The organism is Vibrio sp. HM8-C, assembly GCF_058630515.1.
On record NZ_JBMMKS010000010.1, the window covers coordinates 118,985 to 140,180 of the forward strand.

The window sequence follows — 21,196 nt, forward strand, 5'->3', positions numbered from 1 at the left end:
CGAACGGCTATATGAGTTTGAACTCGTTCAGAGCTTGCTTAACCGTGTCTGCTTCTTTGCTGTAACTACTAACGATGTTGTTAAGTTCGTTGGCAAGTTCTCCAGTGTTTTGGGCAATCTCTGCCAGTACATCTACATCTCTGTCGACGGCTTCGCTGGCTTTAGACTGCTCAACGGTGGAGTTAGCGATGCTGGTAATGTGAGTGTTCACTTCCTCAATGACACTTTCCAACTCCGCTACACTGGTATTTACCGTCGATACAGATTCAAAGGTCGTGTGTGTTGCTTGTCGGCTTTTTTCCATAAAGCTAACAGCTGTATTGGTATTGTTCGACATGTTATTAAGCAATTGGCTGATATGTTCGGTCGCTTCTTTACTGCGCTGTGCTAGGTCGCGGACTTCCGATGAAACCACTGCAAAACCGCGACCATGCTCGCCCGCGCGTGCGGCTTCGATAGCTGCGTTTAGTGCAAGTAGGTTTGTCTGCTCTGAAATGCCACTGATGGTATCGACAATCTTACTCACGCTCATGGCATCTTTTTCCAGATTTTGCATACAAATCTGAGTCTGTTCTATTTGCTCAACTAAGGCTTCTACTGCTTTGAACGAAGACTGGCTCTGATTCTGACAAGCAATAACTCTCGATGTCATGGTATTGGTTTCGTCTAGAGCACGTTCCGAAGATTGTGCAATCTCTACGCTGGATTGAGACAGCTCTGTCATCGCCGCTGCAATGTTTTCACATTTAGCAGTGGTTGATTGACTACTTTTGGTGAGATCTTTTGAGCTTTGGATCAGCTGTTTCAAGCGCTGCGAACTGTGGTCATTGGCATCGGTTACGTCAGTAAGCAGATTACGAATGCTGGTGGTTAAGCCGTTTACGCTCTGCGATATTTGAGAAATCTCGTCTTGTCCTTCGGAAGCCAGTGAAATACTTAAATCTCTGTCTCTCGACATCAATGCGAGCTTTTGGGTTAGGCTACCGACGCGGGCTCTTAATGTATGAACCGAAGAATAAAGTCCGAAAATTAAAATCGCGCCAATTAGAGCACTTAAAGTGATGATGATATTTTCGTTGGTTTTTGCGCGTTCTGATTGCTGCGCAGACATCGACATCATCTGACCTTGAATACTGTTTCTCGCCTGATTGAGTAAACCGATACGTTCTGTCGCTGCACCAAACCATTCTGTAGGTTTAGGGCCTTGTAGGTTATCCAGTTGATTTGCTTGGCTTAGGTAGCTTTGTTGAATCTGCTCTACATTTTTCCAAATGGCGGAGTTTTTCGCATCGTTAAACTGTTGCACAAATTGTGCTGGCATAGTCAGTTGCAGTGAACGTTCTGCGTAGTTACCAGATGAAATGTAATCGTTGATTGAAGTGTATTGAGCCAAGTTTGATTTCTGACTAGCAAACGCACCATTGAGTGCTCCGCGAACTTGCCCCGCGCGCTCTTTCATAATGACCACAGAGATCAGTGAGCTACCCATTTCTGAAACGTTGGCATCATCTACGGTATCTAAGAGTATGCGAGCGTTATCAATAGCCAACTGATTCAAGTTGGAATAGTAGGCAAAAGGTGAAATTTTCGGTTGAAGCGCATCAACTTGTTTTCTCACTTCAGCTAGTGATTGAAGTTGAGCGTTGATGTCGGTCTTCAATTTTTCAGTGAAAGCTTTGGGAATGTTTGTCGGGCTAAAACTTTGAAGATTTTGAATGTGAGTGTCTGATTGCGTGCGCTGTTTTTTCAATGCTTCAACCTGAGCGCCTTGACCTTTTGAACCTAATACACCAGCTGTTAATCCACGTTCAACCGCTAAATTGTGTGCAAGGTTATCGTATAAAAGGATGAGCTGAACGGTTTCTTGGTCATGTGCAGCAATGCTAACGCGCTTGTTTAAATCAAGAATATTCGAGACGGCTAGCACAAGCGCTATCAATATAGGTATACCTGCAATTACGGTTACAACTAAGTACAAAGGAAAAAGTCTTAGCAGTTTTTTCATTGTATTACCTTAAAAGTTTAGAGTTTCAACTGACTGAATTAACTATTTTAGATGACAGTGAATTTTTTGCTGTGCACTCACATGCATTTCTATTGCCGTACGGTAAAAAGTAAAGATTGACGCTGAATAATGTTCAGCAAAATAGTGCCATAGGTAACATTGCAACTTTAGGGAATGTGCTACGCTAAAAGTGGCGTATAGAAATAACTATAATGAGGCTGTAAATGGATTTATTTGCTGACATGCGTGGCAGCTCGGTAACAGAGAATAAAGAGCCCCAAGTAGCTGTTAACACATGGAAAGTTTTGTTGGTGGATGATGACAACGAAATGCATCAAGTCACCAAGTTAGCCCTTAGCGGATTCCGTTTTCAGGACCGCCCCCTTGAACTGATTTCAGCCTTATCTGGTGATGCTGCGCGTAAAGTGATGGAAGAGCGTGATGATGTCGCTTTGGCCTTGATCGATGTGGTCATGGAAAGTGAACACGCGGGGCTAGAGTTAGTCCGCTATATCCGTGAGCATCTCAACAATAAAATGACTCGTTTAGTACTAAGAACGGGTCAGGCTGGTCAAGCTCCTGAAGATAAAGTCATCCAAGAGTATGAGATTGATGACTATAAGGAGAAGACCGAACTCACCACTCAAAAACTTCGGACTTTGCTTTATTCGATGCTGAGATCGTATCGCGATTTGTGTTTGATAGAAGAGCAAAAGCAAGGCTTGAGCCGAGTAATTGAAGCTTCCGCGAAGGTACAAAATACCACGACACTCAAGACCTATGCTTCATCGGTATTGAGTCAGATGACCTCACTTTTGAAACTGAACGCTTCCGCATTCTACTGCATAGTAAAGCCACGAAGTGCAGGTGAAGAAGCGCGACCATTTACCTTGGCTGCAACAGGCGAGTATGTCGATTGTTACCAAGACTGCGCGTTCGAAGTGTTACCCGACGAAGTGGTTAAGCGTTGTAAGAGAGTGCTCGAAACTCGTCAATCTGAAGATTTTGGTATCGCTTACGTTTGCTATCTCCACGATGAACGCGGCGCAGATAACCTTCTCTATGTGAATCTGAATGAAGAGTTGTCTGAGTTGGACAAGCAACTGCTTCAAATTTACATGTACAACATAGGATTAACCTTTGAAAAGATTAATCTTATGGAAGATCTAAAAGAGACGTCGAAAGAGCTGGTGTACAACTTAGCTAACGCGGTGGAAGCTCGCAGTAAAGAAACGGGCGCACATGTTCAAAGGGTTTCGCTGTTCTGTGAAAAACTGGCGCTTTTGTATGGTTTAACGGACGCAGAAGCGGCGCTTATTCGTAATGCTTCACCGTTACATGATGTGGGCAAAGTCGCTATTCCCGATCGTATCTTGCACAAACCCGGCAAACTCGATGCAGAAGAGTGGGCGGAAATGCAAAAACACGTCGAATATGGCGTTGATATCCTGAGCAAATCCAAACGACCATTGATGGTTGTTGCCAAAGAAATCGCCGCTACACACCATGAAAAATGGGATGGTCAAGGTTATCCTAAACAGCTTAAAGGGGAACAGATTCCAATTTGTGGACGCATCACTGCGTTGGCAGATGTATTTGATGCCTTAGGTGCTAAACGGGTTTACAAAGATCCTTGGTCAGATGCTGACATTAAACAGGAGCTTCTGGCACAAAGAGGTCAGCATTTTGAACCTAAGTTGGTTGATTTGCTCCTTGAGCACTGGGACGCATTTGTTGAAATAAGATCCGCTTGGCCAGATTAATAGTCTCATCCGAAACGATTCAGACTCGCTTATCTTGTTACTAACTCAGTGGCTCTTGAAGCAGTACTTTGGGCATGGTGATGGTGTAGTGCACACCTTGCCCAACTTCCGATTCAAACACTAACTCGCCTTTAAGCTTTTTCTTCAATAAGTTAAACACCAGATTCAAACCTAGCCCAGAGCCGCCCACACCACGTTTCGTGGTAAAAAACGGTTCGAAAATCTTCTGATGTAGATGCTCTGCAACGCCACAGCCGTTATCTCTGTATTCCAAAACAACATCGTCACCTTGCTCGTAGAAATCAATCAAGATGGTTGGCTGAGGCGTCTCTTTAAATGCGTGGTTCACACTGTTCATGATCAGATTGGTCAGGATCTGAGTAAGCACACCGGGCAAGCTGGTCATCATGAGCTGCTCATTACCCTTAATTTGCGGCTCAACGGGAATCTTACGGGTTTCTGAATGCAAGCTGGCAATCAGAGCTTCAATAACCTGATGGATTCGGAACTGGCTGCGCTGCTCGGAAACCTGATCTACCGCCGTTTGTTTAAAATCTCTGACGAGCTTCGCTGCTCGATTAAGATTGCTTTCGAGCAACTTACTGCTATCAGCAAGGCGCTGCATCAGTTCACTAAACTGGGTGCTGGTTAATGTTTGTGAGGCAAACGCCGAGTTCAGCTCGCTTTTCACCTCTTGAATTACTGATGTTGCGGTAACAGCAATGCCTAGCGGTGTGTTAACTTCATGCGCCACACCTGCAACCAATCCCCCTAAAGCAGCCAATTTTTCTGATTCGATTAGTTGATCTTGTGTGCGCTGTAGATGCTCCATACTCTGTTTGAGATCGCTGGTTCGCTCATCAATTTTTCTCTCCAGATTGAAGTTGAGGGTTTGCAACTCCAACTGGGTGGTTTTGAGCTGAGTGATATTGATACTGGTGCCACGATAGCCGACAAAATGGTCGTTTTCGTAACGAGCAATTCCCTGAAACATCATGTAAATGTTGAAACCATCAATCTTCAACTGCTGTTCGCATTTGGCGAAGTCTTGCTTTGTTTCTAGAGCGCGAAGTAAATCTGTTACGTCAACAAACCAAGGAATTTGTGCGAATGTGGGACGGGTAAATTCGTCAATCTCAAGCATTTCACGCATTGGCTCTGAAACATAAGTGAGATGTCCTTCCATGTTGGTTTCCCATAACCAGTCGGAGGACACGAGTGTAAAGTCGGCAAAGCGTTCCTGTTCGAACTTAATATTGCGATAAAGGGTCGTTACGTTACTGGTAATCGTGTTGGTCTCTTCTGCCAGCCAATCCAGCTCATCATCTCTTTCCATGATCCACTTTTTATGTTCCAGACAGAGCTTATCTGCTGGATGACGCGGGTTGTACTTACGTAAGTAGTGGGCGACGGAGAAAATACGTCGGTTAACGCTTTCATGGAAAACCATCAGAATCACGGCGCAGACAAACAGTGTTTTAACGGTGTTTACTAATAGGGTGATGATGAACTGCTTAATCAGGTCGTTATAAATTTCTTGAGCACTAGATTCGATGTAAATCGTGCCTAATTGCTCCATTTGGTGATTGTCTTGATTGATGTGATACAAGGGATAAGTGTTTGAAACAGCACTTCCTACCACAGGTGTTCCAGCTTCGAACTTATATTTGCCAGACTCTATTTGCAGGTAGTTGACCTTAGGTAATTCCACCAAGCTATCGAGACGTTGTTGCAGCAAAACTAAGTCATAGTCCCAAAGTGATGCAGAAAGCAGCTCAGAGTGAATGATTTCAATTTCGTGATGGCGCTGATCAACGTCGCTAAACTCACTTTTGTAGTCAAAATAGGTTTGCGCCAGTGTTGCGATGAGTGTGACGGCGCCACTGAGCAAAACCAAAATAATGATAATTCTTCGGCCAATACGGCTATAAAACGGGTTGGTATCACTTTCTATGAATTGCCGACTTTTAATCATTAAGCTTTCCCTTTCTACTTGAAGTTTTATTTACCTAAAGTTGCAGCCGTTTTAATTAATGTTTTTAACTTAAGGATGATCCCAGTATAGAAGGTCTACCAGTGGTAATTGGCGAAGTTTGTCTAAACTTAAAAAATAAAAAGAAATGAAGGTGTTAACTATGGTTCGAATTGCACTGCTTCTTAGCTTGCTGTCAGCGCCTGTGATGGCAGCAAAAGTTCTGGTCATTGAAAGTTATCATGCGGGATTTGGTTGGGACAGCGGCTACCGACAGGGGCTAATGGAGAGCCTTGCATCAGATCATGAGCTTACTTTTTTTGAGATGGATACCAAACGTGTGCCAAGCCGTGAGTATGAAGAAAGAGCAGATTTAGCGTATCAAGCCTATTTGCAGTTGAAGCCAGATTTGGTTGTTGTTGGGGATGACAATGCTTTGAGTTACATGCTGCCGAGGTTATATCAAGATCCCATCCCCATTGTGTTTTTAGGTATCAATTCAAACCCGCGAGATCTCTTGGCTAAATATGTAGGTAAAGCTGGTGTGACGGGGGTATTGGAGCGTCCATTTTTTATTAAAACTATGGCGGGGATTGGCGAAGTACTCGATAGTCCAAATACCAAGCCGAAAGTGTTGGTTCTTTTTGATTCAGGAAACACGGCAAAAATCGCTGTACGTAACATTGAAAGCCAGATCAATTTAATCAAACAGAACTTGAGTATTGATACTGAGGTTATGGTTATTTCAACTGAGCGAGCGTGGCAGGATGCAGTGACTAACGCGTCAAGAAAAGGAGTCAGCGCAATAGTCGTTGGTTTGTATCAAACCCTGATCAACAGTAATGGCGAGAGTGTGGACTCCGACGAGATCATGAATTGGACTTACCAAAATAGCCAAGTGCCCATGTTTGGGTTCTGGGACTACTCCATAGGAAAGGGTAAGGCCGCTGGTGGCGTTATCTTGGATGGACGGTCTCAAGGTTTACAAGCTGGAAGCATGGCGAAAGAGATTCTCGATAAAAAACTGGATGCCAACAACGTACCTATCCAAGTCGGGCACAATGGGATGGAAGTTTACATTGCCGAAGAGTTTAAGCGTTGGGAGATCAGCCCTCCTAATGGTTGGAAACCTGTGGAATGGTAGTTTAAATCGAAAGGCGTGTTTCAAAGCGGGTTTGCATCTAGGCAGTTTTTCATTAGACTGCCTTTTTGTTTGTAAACTGGATAGATAACGACATATGGAAATTGCAGCACTGCTTGAAAAGTTAAACCAACAGCCTGAATTGGTAGAGTTCCAAGAAGTCATTGCGACTATCGATGAGAATTACGAGTTTACACCTACCGCTTTCGTTAATGGCGAGACAATGAATGCTGAGAACCAGAATAATGGTTCATGTAAGATTTTTTCTTTTGCACAACACCAAGGTTTATCTGAAGCGCAAACATTGGCTTGCTTTGGTGATTTTTACCGTAAAGATGTTCTGCAGAATCCAGATAAGGATGACCACCAAAACATTCGTAACTTTATCCGTTTTGGATGGCAAGGCGTGAAATTCACCGCTCAGGCACTATCTGAAAAATAGCGTCTTGCAGGTAAACTTGTAAAAGTTAAGTAAGCTAACCTATTGGCAGATAAAGTACTCATCAAAAAGTACCCATTGAAAAGAGCAGCATTCATACGCTGCTCTTTTTTGATCACTGTTCCTAACTCTTCTTTAAGTAAGCAAAAACTAATTTTGCTGCTTGATTTACCCTTTCAGTAAACATATTATTTAAATCTAAATGATAATTATTATTAATTAAGGTTTGTTGATGTTTTCTTTCCTAGCCACTATTTTCTTTATGCTTCTGTTAGGCAAAAAAGTGCTTGTTCCTTATGTATCGATGATAGGGCTGGCTGTGCTGTTAGTGATTCTCCACTTTGCTGTCGATATTGATACCATTCCGGTGTTGATCACACTGTTTGTTACTGCACCACTGCTGATACGTTTTCGCTATTCAGCTTTAACACATTCCGCATTTGTTATCTGTGTTCTTTTGCCATCATTGTGTTCTTATTCGTTGCTGCCTTAATGTTTAATTTCCATGCGTAGATTACGGAAAACGGGCAACTTGGTATGGAAATACCGAATAAAATACGGAAATTGTACAAACAGTAGCCAAACACTCCTCAAGTTTTATTTCTGCGTACCGTTAACGTTTAATTAACGATATAGTCTGATAAAAGTTGTACAGGAGCTCAAGGATGAAGCTAACGATTTCAGGGAAGTTGCAGTTAAGTTTTTTACTCTTAGCCGTGTTATTTACGGTATCTGCAGTCGTTACCTATCGAAATGTCTCTGTGTTAGAGACGCACACTAATTCACTTCTTCAATCTGACTTACCAACGGTGGATACATCCCGTGGTATTCAGCAGTCTATTCAAGCGACACTTTCAACCGTTCGTGCATATATGTTGTTGGGGAGTGATGAGCAAGCAGGAGAAAACCTGAAAGCTCAGATCAATACCATCATCGCTCAAACAGACGAGTCGCTTCCAGTGTTGGAAAACCTCATTCAGGAATCCGATTATCAGAACGTGGTTCAGCATTGGGACGAAGTCAAAGCATCGGTAAATAAAATTGTCGAGATGACGCATACCCCAGAAAATCTGCCAGCGCATAATTTGTTTACTAGCGAAGCGGCGCCGATTGCTGAAGTTGCGTTGGATCAGATCCAAGGGTTGATCAATGCAGAATCTTCAAACAGAGAAGGCGAAGAGCGTAAGCGTTTGTTTAAAGTCTATGCAGATAGCTATAACTCGCTGGCCAATGCGCTTTCAGCGATGCGAGATTTTCTTCTCTATGGTGATCCAGAGTACCTAACTAAGTACCAAGATTTCATCAAAGCACACAAGCAATCGGTTAGTGAAATCGAGAGCAAAATTGATTTGTTGAATGAAGATGACAAATCTTTGTGGGAACTGTTTAAAGAGATGCAACAACTGTTCTTCCCTCTGGCAGATCAAACTATTGCACTTCGTCAGTCTACAGACTGGAACTTAGTCAACCAAGAGATGGCCAATACGCTTGTGCCAGCGGCAGAGCAACTGAACATCAGTTTAGAGTCTGTAGTTGCTGCTCAGCAGAGTAAAGCCGATAGAAGTGGAGAAGGCATTAATCAGTCTATTCACCAAGTGTTGACCATATTGGTGGTGGCGTTGATTTTGGTGGTGATAGCATCGCTTGCGGTATCGACTTATATGGGGAGAAGCATTGGCCGCCGAGTTGCTCAAATTTCGAAGCGTGCGCAGCTGATTGCATCTGGTGACGTATCACAACAACCACTTGTTGTTAATGGCAGCGATGAGTTGTCAGCATTAACTATCTCAATCAACAGCATGAACCAGTCTTTGTCCAATATCGTCAAAGGGGTAACGGATAAAGCAGGTCAGGTAAATGACAGCATGGAAGCGCTATTGAGCTCTAGCCAGCAAACGCTTAGCCAAGTGAAAAATCAGGAACAAAGTATCGAGCGGATGGAAACAGAGTTGGAAGATGTGGCGCAATCTACTCAACACACTCTTGATCAGGCTCAGCGTTCAGTTGAAACCCTTTCAGACAGTCAGTACGAATTAACGCTCGGCAGAGAATCTTTAGAGCAAAACAAAGCGACTATGGCGTCTTTGCATAAAACAATCGAAGTGACGAGTGAACTGGTTGCGAAATTGAATTTGGAAAGCCAAGCCATTGGTAAAGTCACCGAAGTGATTGAAGGCTTAGCGGAGCAGACCAACTTATTGGCACTGAATGCGGCGATTGAAGCTGCAAGAGCTGGTGAAGCGGGAAGAGGATTCGCTGTGGTTGCTGACGAAGTTCGTATGCTGGCATCGCGTACCACGAAATCAACCACTGAAATTAACAGCATTGTAAATGCGATTCAAAGTGCCACAGGTTCTGTAGTGAAAGAGATTCAACGCAGTCAAGAAATGGCGGAACAAGGCTCAGAGCATATTGAAGAAGCCGTCATCAAGTTGGTGAATTCTACGGATCAAATCTCAGCACTCAATGAGCAGATGTTGCAATTGGCGGCTGCGGCAAATCAGCAATCTGAAGCAACACGTTTGATCACTGAGCACATGCAGAACGTTTCGACGTCAATGAAAGACGTCGATTCTATTAGCCAAAATGCCAATAAAACTTCACTGCAAATTCGTGACCGCGTTACCGAATTAAATAGCGAAATGGCACAATTTAAACTGCACTAATCTTGTGGTTTTTGCATTCTGTGTTCGATACTTCTGACGAACACAGAATGCAAGTGACCTATATCCTCTCAAGCTATATATACCAAGCGTTTCTGTCCTATAGCTACTGATTGCGTCCTTATAAAATTCGTGGTTAATTAGGGTTTTTTGTCGTTATAGGATTGCGTGTTTTATGTGCCGTTGGCTCGCGTATCAGGGTAGCCCTATCTATTTAGATGAGCTTATTTTTCACCCTGAACACTCTCTTGTTCATCAAAGTATCGAAGCTCGAAAAACGATCGCCCGAGTCAATGCTGACGGGTTTGGATTAGGTTGGTATACCGAGCGTTCCACACCGGGACAATTTCATGAGGTGCTTCCCGCATGGGGAGATGAAAACTTACGCTCTCTTGCGCATCATATACGTTCTCACCGTTTTATGGCGCATGTGCGTTCTTCAACGGGTAGCCGCGTGTCGCGCAGTAACTGCCACCCTTTCATCATTGATAACTGGATGTTTTTGCATAACGGGCAAATTGGTGAGTTCTGCAAGGTGAAATACTCGCTAGAGCATATGTTGCCGGAAGATATATATATTAAGCAGCAAGGCAGTACTGACAGTGAGTTAATCTTCTTGTTGATGATCATGAATGGATTGTTTGAGCAGCCAGTTTCGGCAATTCGTAAAACGATTTACGACATTGAGCAGACAATGGCGCGAAAAGGGGCGACAGAACCTTTTAAAGCATCAATTTGTGTTTCTGACGGTGAGCAATTCTGGCTTGTACGTTATAGCTCTGACCAACAACCACCGACGGTGTTTGTGAAGAAGCAGGGTGAGGATATCGTGCTTGCATCCGAGCCCCTAGCAAATGAACCCGGCTGGGAGAGTGTGGCTCCACAAACGATTACCCATGTGTTGGGTAATCATTGTCAGACCTACCAAATATAACTCCTCTTCAGAAGGCTTCATTGAGGTCAATCTCGGTGAAGCCTTGTACACATCCCCAATTTGAAGTTGTTCCAAAAGCTTCATCAACTCTTACATTTGTACCCATTATTCCGGTTGCTTATGACAACTTTGAACGTTATAGTTCAACGCAAACAATAATGATTATCAATAATCTTCTCAGTTGTAAAAAGGAACCCGAATGAAAAAGCGTATCAGTTTGGCTACTGTTGGCATCCTATTATCTATGACGGCGCACGCAGCACCCGTCACGATTGAACATAGCATGGGTAAAACCACGCTTGAGCAGAACCCACAACGTGTTGTAGTGATTGGCTTAGGTGTACTTGATGCTTTGGACACCTTTGGTATTGATCCAGTAGCTATCTCAAAAGTGCCGCAAATTCCAAATTATTTGGAAAAGTACAAAGCAGAAAAATACGGTGCAGCAGGTTCGTTGTTTGAACCTGACTTTGAAAATATCTACACAATGAAACCGGACTTAATTCTTATAGGCCCTCGTGCATCAAAGAGCTACGGCGAACTTTCCAAAATTGCCCCGACAATCGTATTTGCTGTTGATGCAAACAAAGGCTATTGGGAAAGCACGCAAGAGCAGTGGAAGAACCTTGGTAAGGTGTTCAACATTGAAAGCCAGGTGGATGCAAAGATCGATCAACTTGATAAGAAGTTCCAAGCAGTTCGCGCATACAACCAAAACCACAATCTTGATGCAATGACCGTGATGACCAATGGTGGCAACATTACTGCTTTTGGTGTCGACTCTCGTTTTTCTTCAATCTACAAAGATTTTGGTTTTAAAGAGACAGTTTCCACGAAAAAGAACGCTAGCCACGGGGATTTGATTTCTTATGAATTCATTCGTGAACATGACCCGAAAGTACTATTGGTTATTGACCGTAACAAGCTAACCGACCCAAGCAATGACCAAGGTAGTAAAGATTTTTACAACGACCTTGTGAAGGCAACGCAAGCTTATAAGAACAATAACATCGCATTCCTCGACTTGAATGCTTGGTATCTTTCTATTTCAGGTGTGAAAGCAACCGAGCAGATGATCTCTGATATGGAAAAATCGGTTGGTCTTTAATCTGACTCAGCGTCAATTTTAAACTATAAGAGAGGCAGTTTCTTCGCTGGGGGAAACTGCCTCATAGCTGGGGTTAGCTTTGAAACGGTTATTGCTTGCTTTATTGATGGTTAGCGTTGCTTCACTGTTTGTGGGGGTCGGTAATCTCTCTCTTTCTTCTCTTCTCAACCATGACCCAATGTCATGGCAGTTATTTTGGACTAGTCGTTTACCGCGATTACTTGCCATCCTTCTCGCGGGTGCTGGATTGAGTATTGCTGGTTTGATCATGCAGCAGATTAGTCAAAACAGATTCGCAGCGCCTTCTACTTCTGGAACGATTGAATGTGCCATGTTGGGCTATGTGTTAAGCCTTGTCCTGTTTGGCAATGGGTCACATTTGTGGCTTATTTTTTCAGTCGCAATGGTGGGGACGTTGGTCTTTGTCTGGTTCATTCAAAACGTACAGTTTAAAAACGCCATTTTCGTCCCTTTAATTGGTATCGTATTTGGTAATGTTGTCGACTCCACTGCAACGTTCATCGCCTATAAATATGATGCCATTCAGAACCTCTCAGCATGGAAAGTGGCTAACTTCGCCAACCTTCTGCAAGGGGATTTTGAGCTTCTATATATCGCTATACCAATTGCGATATTCAGTTACTTATATGCTACACGTATTTCCGCAGTAGGCATGGGGAAAGATTTTGCAGTAAACCTTGGTCTGAACTACGGGCAAGTGTTGGTCATCGGGGTCTGCTTGGTATCTGTGATGTCTGCCAGTGTGGTGATGATTGTCGGTGAACTTCCATTTCTAGGGCTAATCGTGCCAAACGTGGTGAGCTATTTCTACGGTGACAACTTGAGAGCGAACATTCCACGCACCGCTATTTTCGGCGCGCTTTTGGTTTTGTTGTGTGACCTGGTTGGTCGCGTGATCATTTTCCCTTATGAAGTTCCCATTTCCATGATCATCAGTATGTTAGGTGGTGTTGCATTTATCTTCCTGATTACCAAAGGCAAACGTCATGCAGGATAAAAGTAAAATCGTCTTATTAGTGGTTGTTTCATTGGTATTTATCGGTCTGTTTATTGGGATAGGTTTAACCGCTGACAACTACCAATATTTCCTTTCACGTCGTGTACCTAAAGTACTGGCGATTGTGATTGCGGGCATTGCCATTGCTCAATCCTCGCTGGCATTTCAGACAATTACCCACAACCGCATTTTAACGCCGAGTATTATGGGTTTTGACTCCCTCTACCTGTTAACTCAAACCACGATTGTGGCTACGTTTGGCGGTATGAGCAGCTTTATCTTAGATGCCTATTTGAACTTCTCTCTAGCTGTTTCTGTCATGCTGATTTTCTCGAGTATGCTGTTTGCTTTTTACTTTAGAAAACAGAATCAGAGTTTAATCATGCTGTTACTTCTTGGCGTGATTTTTGGTCAGTTGTTTTCCAACATCGCCTCATTTTTCATTATGTTAATGGATCCTAACGACTTCGCTTCTTTACAAGCAACTATGTTTGCCAGTTTCAATAACGTGAATGTTGATCTGGTTTATCTGGGGACTCCATTGTTGCTGTTGGCGTCAGCTGCACTGTTTAGTATGAATCGCACATTGGACGTCTTCTGGCTCGATAAAGACAATGCTATAAGTTTGGGTGTGGATGTACGCAAGATGACACGTAACGTTCTGCTGCTTAGCGCCTTTTTGATTTCAATATCGACGGCGCTTGTAGGACCAATCATGTTTTTTGGTCTGTTAGTCACCAACTTGACCCGTGAGTGGTTTAAATCTTATCAGCATCGAGTACTGCTTTTCGCTTGCTCTGCCATGTCTGTTTCAGCGTTACTCGCTGGGCAATGGATGGTGGAAAAAGTCTTCCATTTCAGTACCACCTTGAGTGTGATTATTAACTTTATCGGCGGTATTTATTTCCTTTCACTCTTAATTCGTAACAAAGTGGTTTAGTCATGATCAAATTGAAAAATCTGACCAAAATGTTTGGTCAACAAACGGTAGTAAAAGCTGCGAGCACTCAATTTGAGAAAGGAAAAGTGACTTCAATTATCGGCCCAAATGGCGCGGGTAAAAGTACACTGCTGTCTATGGCTAGCCGTTTGATCAACCGTGACGCAGGTGAAGTGTGGATTGATAATCGTGAGCTGGTGGATTGGGATACTAAAGCGCTCGCGAAAAAGCTCTCTGTATTACGTCAGGCGAACAGCTTAACCATGCGTTTCACTGTTCGTGAGTTGGTCTCTTTTGGACGTTTTCCCTACTCAAAAGGAAAACTGACTCAGGAAGATCAGCAAGTTATCGACCAATCAATCGAGTATTTAGATCTGTCTGATATTCAAAATAAATATCTTGATGAACTTAGTGGGGGACAGCGTCAACTTGCTTTTATTGCTATGGTCATCGCTCAAGACACCGACTACGTATTTCTTGATGAACCACTCAACAACTTGGATATCAAACACTCATTGCAAATCATGTCGACTATTCAGAGGCTAGCCCATGAACTCGATAAAGCGGTTGTTGTGGTCATACACGATATTAATTTCGCATCGTGCTATTCAGACCAAATCATCGCGATGAAGAAAGGCGAGATGGTAGCCACGGGGAGCGTAGAAGAAGTGATTCAAGCTGAGGTGCTGAGCAACATCTACGAAACGCCTTTCAGAGTGGTTGAGTTGGAAGGAAAACGCATGTGTTTGTATCACACTTAATTTTTTAGCCTGATTTAATCTTGGTTGTTTTGTAGGAAAGCCTGAGGTGATACACCAAAGGCTTTTTTAAATGCCGCAGAAAAGTTAGACGGATGTTGGTATCCCGCTTCATAAGCGGCTTCAGTAATACTGCTATAGCCTTTTTCCAAGTGTTTGCGTGCGACGTGTAATCGGCGATCACGAGTGTAGTTTGCTATGGTCATTCCAAGTTGATGCTTAAACTTGTTTTGTAAGCTCGACACGCTCATAGCCATATGTTGAGCCAACTTTCCTATGGGGATATTCTCTGAGAGATGTTCTTCAATATATTGGATCGCTCGATCTATTGAATCACTGTAAGTTGCAGAGTTCTGAATAGAATCAGATTCAGGGAATTGCGTTATTTGCTCAATACACATCTGGATCAATGTAAGGCAACTGGCTTCAAGTTGGACAAAATCTTTCAGTGTTTTAGGGGAATGAAGATGCAGCACAGTGTGGGTAACATCTAACATTTCATCCGAAAATTGCAGCACTGTTGAGGCTTTGTGTGTGGATACAAAATGGCTTGCAGGGCATTTCCGCTTAATTCGATTTGCTATCCATTGAGGGGATATTGCTAAGTTGAGTTTCACTACATGGTTGTCTTTGACCAAACGGCGATGAAAGTTACAAGGCTTCGCCAGATTTACAATAAGAGCCTGAGGTTGGGATTGCGCATTCAGGCTGAATTCTAAGTCGTCATAACCAAATTGTATGCTGCCTTTAATCAACAGAGTAATGATGGTCGCCGCTTGGCTGGTACAAACAACTTGTGAGTCCTCTAGCTCATGGATATCTCCACCATGAAGTGTGAATATGCCATCGCAGGTGTGGCTAATAAACTCGCCTTGAGCAAGAGACAGTGATGAGTTTTTGCGCTTGGTCACTATGGTTTGTTGAGCTTGTCCATTCACTTTTTGCGTTAAAAGGACCTTCTTAAAAGGCTGTACTCTTGTTGCTGATTTTTCAGTCATCATCAAATCCCATAACTCTTATACGATTTTGCATAAGTTTTTCGTATTCCTACTTCATGCCATAAATATTAACATTTGTGATAACGATTATCATTTGTATTTTATGTGTGAATGTAAGGAAATAAAGGATATGTATCCGAATAAGAAGTCAGTGGTATGTTTAGCAATTACATCAGTGCTTAGTGGCGGAGTATTTGCTCAACAGGAAGAAGCTCAGCCTGAACAAGTTGTTGTGTGGGGGACAAAAGTATCGAGTAACTCTGAATCCCTAACAACGGATGATCTATCTGTGAAACAAGCGGACCATATGTCCGATTTATTACGAGACATACCCGGCGTAGATGTTGGCGGTACTCACTCTGTTAACCAACGTATAAACATTCGTGGTCTCGGTGAAAGCGATTTAGACATTCGTTTAGATGGCGCTTCTCAGCATGCAAATATGTTTCACCATATTGGCAGCCTAACGTTGAATCCAGATATTCTGAAATCCGCGGATATTCAAGTCGGAAATAACTCCGTTGTTTCCGGTGGATTGGGTGGTGCAGTCTACTTTGAAACTAAAAATGCAAAAGATCTTCTTCGTTACGATGAATCCTTTGGTGCGCGTGTATTTGCTGGTTATGCGTCGAATGCCAATCAACAAGGCTCGGTAACTGTCTATGGCCAACTGAGTGATAAAGTCGACGCAATGATTTATGGGCAGCAGATATCGCGTGACAACTTCGAAGACGGCAAAGGGGACGAAACCATTGGTGCTGATGGTGATACCTACAATGTACTAGGTAAGGTAGGATTTGAGCCTGCACTTGGGCATCGATTTCAACTTTCCTACGATGTTTATCGCGATAAAGGCGACTATAGTCCACGTCCTGATATGGCAGGCAGTGCCAACTTGTCGTTAACAGGGGAAGAACTCATCCCAACTCAATATGACAGGGATACTATTACTGGATCTTATGAGTTAGACACGGAAAAGCACAAAGGTAAGGTTACTTTATATAGCAGTGAGACAGAGATCATCCGAGATGAGTCAGTCATCACTAGCCGCTGGGCTCCTGTTCGCAAATCTACAAACACTGCGACAAACAGAAACATCGGTGTGAATGTAAAGTTTCAGTCTGATTACGAACTGGCGAGCTTAAACAATAAAGTCACCTATGGTGCAGACTATATCGATCAAACCAGTGAAAGTGCTTATGGCGGCACACAATTCATGGAAGAGTCGACGATTTCTACCGCCGTATTTGCAGAGAATCGCCTCAATCTAACAGATGCTTGGTCAGTAACGGCTGGATTGCGTTTTGATGACTTTGAGCGTAAAGCCGTGACGTCCGACAAAAGCTTTGACGATGTGACTTGGTCACTTGGAACGGAATGGGATGTGACTAAAGATTGGACGCTGTTTGCAAATGCACGTTCTTTGTTTAAAGGTCCTGAGTTGCTTGAGACTTTTGTCAGATATCAAGATGTGGCGTATTTGGCGGACGATATTAAAGCCGAAACAGGTTTGAACAGCCAAGTAGGTGTAAGGTTTGATAAGAGATTCGATAAGCATCTGTTGGGCATGAATGTAACAGTGTTTAAAACTCAAATTGACGATTACATCTCAACCGATTGGGATTCCAGTTCAGCTACATATAACATCAGCAACGCCGGAGATATGGAAATTAAGGGGTTAGAGGTAAGTACTACTTATTCCTATGATATGTTTAGCTCCAAGCTCTCTTATGCTCGCTCAGAAGCAAACGATGTGACTAACGGTGGACCAATGCCTGACTCGTATGGTGCGAGTGCTGATATGGGCGACAGTTTTGCACTTAGCTTGGGTTACCAAGCAGATTCTATAGACATGCTGTTTGGTTGGACGTCGATAGTTGTTGTTGACGAAGATAACGTTATGTCTGGATCTGCAATCAAAGAAGGTTATGACGTTCACAGTATGCATGCCAAATGGACACCGCATCAAGTTCCCGATTTGGTCGTAACAGTGGGTATCGAAAACATTTTTGATGAACTGTATATATCACATGCTTCACGTCTCGGGGCTGTAAATGGAACGACAACCGATGATTACGAACCAGGTAGAAGCTATAAAATATCTGCAGCGTATCAATTCTAATCAAGTTGAATCAATTTGACTCACAGTGTCTAGTGGCATATTGGTGAGAAAATCACTAACAATAATAGGCTAGGTAATTCAACCGCTTGTATTAATTTGTGGGCGGTTTTTTCGTTTAGTAGGCGATTGTTGGTGTTAAGCACAGATTAAATATTTCATACATCGAAAGAAATGAAATTTTGCTAGAGATCAAAAAAAATCGTAAGAGTTGCATAAAAAAATTAAAACAAAGTTGAAAGATTAAAAAATTATTGAATAATGGATGCAAGCAAACACACGAAGCGTTAGCTTCAAACTCATTGTCGGATACAGGAAAGAGCCCCATGTCGAACTCGTATGTGTTGGTTATCAACTCTGGTAGCTCCTCACTAAAATTTGCAGTCATTGATTCAAAGAACGGTGAAGCGTTGGTTACTGGTTTAGGGGAATGCTTTGGCCTTCCTGAAGCAGTTCTTGGTTGGAAATATCAGGGAAAGAAAACCGAAGAGGCGATTACGGCTCCGGACAATCATCATCAACATGCAATTAATCGTATTGTGGGTTTGATGGAAAGCTTGGGATTTACAAAAGACTTAGTTGCAGTAGGTCATCGTATCGTTCACGGTGGTGAGAAATTCACTTCAACGGTTCGTATCGATGATGAAGTACTGACTGAAATTGAAAACTTGTCGGATCTAGCACCGCTCCACAACCCGGCAGGCGCAAAAGGCATTCGTGCTGCAATGCAGGCTTTCCCAAGCCTTCCTCAATTCGCTGTATTTGATACCGCGTTCCACCAAACTATGCCGCAAAAAGCATTCACTGGTGCAATTTCTCATGAACTGTATGAGAAGTACGGTATCCGTCGTTACGGTTTCCACGGTACTAGCCACTACTTTGTTAGCCGTGAAGCTGCAAAAATGCTGAACAAGCCGATTGATGAATCAAACTTCATCACTGTTCACCTTGGTAATGGCGCATCTGTGTGCGCAATCAGCAATGGCAAATCAGTAGATACTTCAATGGGCTTTACACCTCTTGCAGGCCTAATGATGGGTACTCGCTCTGGGGACCTTGATCCAGGTATCATTGAGTTCCTATTGAAGAAAGGTTGGACTCAGGAAGAAGTGTTCAACACACTGAACAAGAAGTCTGGTTTCCTTGGTGTATCTGGCTTAACTTCTGATGCTCGTGGCATTCTTGAAGCGATGGAAAACGGTCACGCTGGTGCAAAACTTGCGTTTGAAGTGTTCACTTACCGTGTTGCTAAATACATCGGCTCATACATGATTCCACTAGATAGTTTAGATGCGATTATCTTTACTGGCGGTATCGGTGAAAACTCACTTGATATTCGTCGTGAAATCTTGAACGACCTAAAACTACTAGGCTTTGTTGAAGATGTGAAAGGTAACGAAGATGCTCGTTTTGGTAATGCAGGTATCATCGGCAAATCTGAATTGCTAAATGCAGTGGTTATGGTTATCCCTACCAATGAAGAATTCGTAATCGCACAACAATCTGTTGCGCTTCTATAAGTTCAAATCGTGTTAGTAAAAAGCGAGCCTATTGGCTCGCTTTTTTGTGGCTGAAATAATTTATGGTTTTAAGATCGTCACAGACTGATTAGTTGCATAATCAATAAACGTAACGCTCCCTTTTTTCTTAGATATTTTATCTAGAACACATTCATCGACAAGAGTACATGAGTAATCACTATATCCAACCCACTCTCCAGATATTTTATCTCCTGAGCTATACGAAACGACAGCTGTCCACGTTTTGCCACTGTTGATGCTTTGCGTAACGATAGTTGGAGCTTCACTGACAATCACACTCTGCTCATATACATCCATTGCCCCCTGATCGTCTGTAACTGTTAGAGTCACGTTATAGGAAGCGTAAGCGCCGTACACATGATTGACAATTTCACCAAATCCTTCGGAACTATCGCCAAAAGTCCACTCGTAAGAAACAATAGTTCCACCGCTATCCGTTGAGGCAGACGCGTCAAAAGTACATGTTAGTTCCGCACAAACAGCATCGAATTGTGCATTTGGTGGGATGTTATCGTTACTGGTATTTTTGGGAATTAGTTTAGGGATAAATTCGTCAAGTTGGATATCAAGGAGTGGCTCTTTCACTCCGTCAGAGCTTGTGTCTTCCCAGTTGTCATTTCCCATAGCGATCAGCGTAGCTTTTATCTCATCAGGTGGCGTATCGTTACTTGCCAACAGTGCGGCTGCACCTGCTACATGTGGCGATGCCATTGATGTGCCGCTGATCGTTCCATAGCTTCCTCGCTCGATTGGATAGGTCGAAGTAATACATACCCCGGGAGCGGCAATGTCGACGGGTTGTCCCCAGTTACTAAAGTTAGCTAGCGTGTCATCTTCGTCTGATCTACATGTAGCAGAGCCATTGCCACCTTCTACTCCATCAAAATCAGCAAGCGCTGAAACTGTAAACGCATAAGGAGCGTTTGCAGGGGTATAACCTGCGCTATCAGCATTTGAGTTCCCGGCTGCGACAACAACAAACACGCCACTTTTGAATGCCGTTTCAATAGCACTGTTCATTGCGCTACTTTGTCCACTGCCACCTAAGCTCATGTTGATGACTTCGATATTGCCTTGCTTCACTACCCAATCGATACCAGCGATGATGCCTGAAAGTGAGCCAGAACCGGATGAATCAAGCACTTTCACCCCCCATAAACGTACGCCCGGAGCTACACCTACAACACCAATATTATTGTCCAAAGCTCCAATTGTCCCAGCGACGTGAGTCCCATGATAATGATCATCATCATGGCTAATTGAAGGATCACAGAAGTAAGTTCGATACAGAGGCGATTTGCCTGTGTAGTTCAAACAGTTTGCTCCCCCAACCACATTTAGGTCTGGGTGATCTACATCAATACCGGTATCAAGCACAGCGACATCAGCATCAATCCTTAGGTCATCGTTATTGTCGATGCTCAAAGCTGAGCTATTCGCAAATATTCTTTCAACACCCGTTGGAGTGGTTTGTGCAAATGCTGTTATCGGTAGGTCTTGTTCAACATACAAGACGTTGGGGTTTTTTAAGATCCCATTTAGAGCTTGCTCTGGTAGTGAAATAGAAAAACCTTGTATGGCATTTTCATACACGTATCCAACTCGGCCGTTTGCTTGTTGTGCGACTTGTGAAGCAACTTCTGAAGGGGAAGAACTGGGTTTAATCACCACAATATATTTGCTTAGTGCGTCAGAATTTTGAGCATAGCTGATTGAAATAAAAAAGGTTGTTAGCAGTAACAGCAGAACATTGCGCATGATTATCATGATTGTTCTCCTTAAACTTAATTAAGAGAT

At 43.1% G+C, this 21,196-nt stretch carries 16 protein-coding genes; 12 read left to right on the plus strand and 4 right to left on the minus strand.

Going from position 1 to position 21,196, the window contains the following annotated elements; all coding sequences use genetic code 11:
- Positions 1–7: 7 nt before the first annotated feature.
- The gene (locus ACOSVQ_RS12940) at positions 8–2,005 is read right to left on the minus strand and encodes a methyl-accepting chemotaxis protein (RefSeq protein WP_491982959.1); all 1,998 of its coding nucleotides are present in this window, start codon (positions 2,003–2,005) and stop codon (positions 8–10) included.
- A 224-nt stretch (positions 2,006–2,229) separates the two neighbouring features.
- On the opposite strand from ACOSVQ_RS12940, the gene ACOSVQ_RS12945 reads away from it, so the two are divergent.
- Entirely contained in the window at positions 2,230–3,768 is a 1,539-nt protein-coding gene (locus ACOSVQ_RS12945) for a DUF3369 domain-containing protein (protein WP_491982960.1), read from the plus strand.
- 40 nt (positions 3,769–3,808) lie between these two features.
- Here ACOSVQ_RS12945 and ACOSVQ_RS12950 read toward each other — a convergent pair whose 3' ends face one another.
- Positions 3,809–5,743, minus strand: a complete 1,935-nt coding sequence (locus tag ACOSVQ_RS12950; protein WP_491982961.1) for a PAS domain-containing sensor histidine kinase — start codon at positions 5,741–5,743, stop codon at positions 3,809–3,811.
- Between the two features lie 160 nt (positions 5,744–5,903).
- Here ACOSVQ_RS12950 and ACOSVQ_RS12955 point away from each other — a divergent pair, with 160 nt between their 5' ends.
- The 9 genes from ACOSVQ_RS12955 (at position 5,904) to vctC (ending at position 14,744) form a co-directional block, all read left to right on the plus strand.
- The gene (locus ACOSVQ_RS12955; protein WP_491982962.1) at positions 5,904–6,884 is read left to right on the plus strand and encodes an ABC transporter substrate-binding protein; all 981 of its coding nucleotides are present in this window, start codon (positions 5,904–5,906) and stop codon (positions 6,882–6,884) included.
- Between the two features lie 94 nt (positions 6,885–6,978).
- Positions 6,979–7,323 (plus strand): HopJ type III effector protein, encoded by a 345-nt coding sequence (locus tag ACOSVQ_RS12960; RefSeq protein WP_491982963.1) that lies wholly within the window; start codon positions 6,979–6,981, stop codon positions 7,321–7,323.
- Positions 7,324–7,552: 229 nt separating this feature from the next.
- Positions 7,553–7,813 (plus strand): hypothetical protein, encoded by a 261-nt coding sequence (locus ACOSVQ_RS12965; protein ID WP_491982964.1) that lies wholly within the window; start codon positions 7,553–7,555, stop codon positions 7,811–7,813.
- Positions 7,814–7,985: 172 nt separating this feature from the next.
- Positions 7,986–9,986, plus strand: a complete 2,001-nt coding sequence (locus ACOSVQ_RS12970; protein WP_491982965.1) for a HAMP domain-containing methyl-accepting chemotaxis protein — start codon at positions 7,986–7,988, stop codon at positions 9,984–9,986.
- Between the two features lie 172 nt (positions 9,987–10,158).
- Positions 10,159–10,917 (plus strand): class II glutamine amidotransferase, encoded by a 759-nt coding sequence (locus tag ACOSVQ_RS12975; protein WP_491982966.1) that lies wholly within the window; start codon positions 10,159–10,161, stop codon positions 10,915–10,917.
- A gap of 199 nt (positions 10,918–11,116) precedes the next feature.
- Positions 11,117–12,025, plus strand: coding sequence for a siderophore ABC transporter substrate-binding protein (locus tag ACOSVQ_RS12980; protein WP_491982967.1), 909 nt, complete (start codon positions 11,117–11,119; stop codon positions 12,023–12,025).
- Between the two features lie 79 nt (positions 12,026–12,104).
- Positions 12,105–13,043, plus strand: coding sequence for an iron chelate uptake ABC transporter permease subunit VctD (gene vctD, locus ACOSVQ_RS12985; protein WP_491982968.1), 939 nt, complete (start codon positions 12,105–12,107; stop codon positions 13,041–13,043).
- Positions 13,033–13,983, plus strand: coding sequence for an iron chelate uptake ABC transporter permease subunit VctG (gene vctG / locus ACOSVQ_RS12990; protein ID WP_165313073.1), 951 nt, complete (start codon positions 13,033–13,035; stop codon positions 13,981–13,983). The genes vctD and vctG overlap by 11 nt, the downstream gene beginning before the upstream one ends.
- Before the next feature lie 2 nt (positions 13,984–13,985).
- Positions 13,986–14,744: an iron chelate ABC transporter ATP-binding protein VctC gene (gene vctC, locus ACOSVQ_RS12995; protein ID WP_491982969.1), complete on the plus strand. Its 759-nt coding sequence runs from the start codon at positions 13,986–13,988 to the stop codon at positions 14,742–14,744.
- Between the two features lie 14 nt (positions 14,745–14,758).
- Here the strand turns inward: vctC and ACOSVQ_RS13000 are convergent, their stop codons facing one another.
- Positions 14,759–15,739 (minus strand): helix-turn-helix domain-containing protein, encoded by a 981-nt coding sequence (locus ACOSVQ_RS13000; protein ID WP_491982970.1) that lies wholly within the window; start codon positions 15,737–15,739, stop codon positions 14,759–14,761.
- Positions 15,740–15,869: 130 nt separating this feature from the next.
- Between ACOSVQ_RS13000 and ACOSVQ_RS13005 the strand changes: the two genes are divergently transcribed.
- A complete protein-coding gene (locus tag ACOSVQ_RS13005) occupies positions 15,870–17,861 on the plus strand; it encodes a TonB-dependent siderophore receptor (RefSeq protein WP_491982971.1) in 1,992 nt (663 codons plus the stop codon).
- Positions 17,862–18,184: 323 nt separating this feature from the next.
- Entirely contained in the window at positions 18,185–19,378 is a 1,194-nt protein-coding gene (locus ACOSVQ_RS13010) for an acetate/propionate family kinase (protein WP_491982972.1), read from the plus strand.
- A gap of 60 nt (positions 19,379–19,438) precedes the next feature.
- Here ACOSVQ_RS13010 and ACOSVQ_RS13015 read toward each other — a convergent pair whose 3' ends face one another.
- Complete coding sequence (locus tag ACOSVQ_RS13015) at positions 19,439–21,166, minus strand: S8 family serine peptidase (protein ID WP_491982973.1); 1,728 nt, start codon at positions 21,164–21,166, stop codon at positions 19,439–19,441.
- Between the last annotated feature and the right edge of the window lie 30 nt (positions 21,167–21,196).

Excerpts from the sequence above, each read along its gene's own strand:
- ACOSVQ_RS12940 (WP_491982959.1), bottom strand. The coding sequence starts at position 2,005 with ATGAAAAAACTGCTAAGACTTTTTCCTTTGTACTTAGTTGTAACCGTA.
- ACOSVQ_RS12945 (WP_491982960.1), top strand. The coding sequence starts at position 2,230 with ATGGATTTATTTGCTGACATGCGTGGCAGCTCGGTAACAGAGAATAAA.
- ACOSVQ_RS12950 (WP_491982961.1), bottom strand. The coding sequence starts at position 5,743 with ATGATTAAAAGTCGGCAATTCATAGAAAGTGATACCAACCCGTTTTAT.
- ACOSVQ_RS12955 (WP_491982962.1), top strand. The coding sequence starts at position 5,904 with ATGGTTCGAATTGCACTGCTTCTTAGCTTGCTGTCAGCGCCTGTGATG.
- ACOSVQ_RS12960 (WP_491982963.1), top strand. The coding sequence starts at position 6,979 with ATGGAAATTGCAGCACTGCTTGAAAAGTTAAACCAACAGCCTGAATTG.
- ACOSVQ_RS12965 (WP_491982964.1), top strand. The coding sequence starts at position 7,553 with ATGTTTTCTTTCCTAGCCACTATTTTCTTTATGCTTCTGTTAGGCAAA.
- ACOSVQ_RS12970 (WP_491982965.1), top strand. The coding sequence starts at position 7,986 with ATGAAGCTAACGATTTCAGGGAAGTTGCAGTTAAGTTTTTTACTCTTA.
- ACOSVQ_RS12975 (WP_491982966.1), top strand. The coding sequence starts at position 10,159 with ATGTGCCGTTGGCTCGCGTATCAGGGTAGCCCTATCTATTTAGATGAG.
- ACOSVQ_RS12980 (WP_491982967.1), top strand. The coding sequence starts at position 11,117 with ATGAAAAAGCGTATCAGTTTGGCTACTGTTGGCATCCTATTATCTATG.
- vctG (WP_165313073.1), top strand. The coding sequence starts at position 13,033 with ATGCAGGATAAAAGTAAAATCGTCTTATTAGTGGTTGTTTCATTGGTA.
- vctC (WP_491982969.1), top strand. The coding sequence starts at position 13,986 with ATGATCAAATTGAAAAATCTGACCAAAATGTTTGGTCAACAAACGGTA.
- ACOSVQ_RS13000 (WP_491982970.1), bottom strand. The coding sequence starts at position 15,739 with ATGACTGAAAAATCAGCAACAAGAGTACAGCCTTTTAAGAAGGTCCTT.
- ACOSVQ_RS13005 (WP_491982971.1), top strand. The coding sequence starts at position 15,870 with ATGTATCCGAATAAGAAGTCAGTGGTATGTTTAGCAATTACATCAGTG.
- ACOSVQ_RS13010 (WP_491982972.1), top strand. The coding sequence starts at position 18,185 with ATGTCGAACTCGTATGTGTTGGTTATCAACTCTGGTAGCTCCTCACTA.
- ACOSVQ_RS13015 (WP_491982973.1), bottom strand. The coding sequence starts at position 21,166 with ATGATAATCATGCGCAATGTTCTGCTGTTACTGCTAACAACCTTTTTT.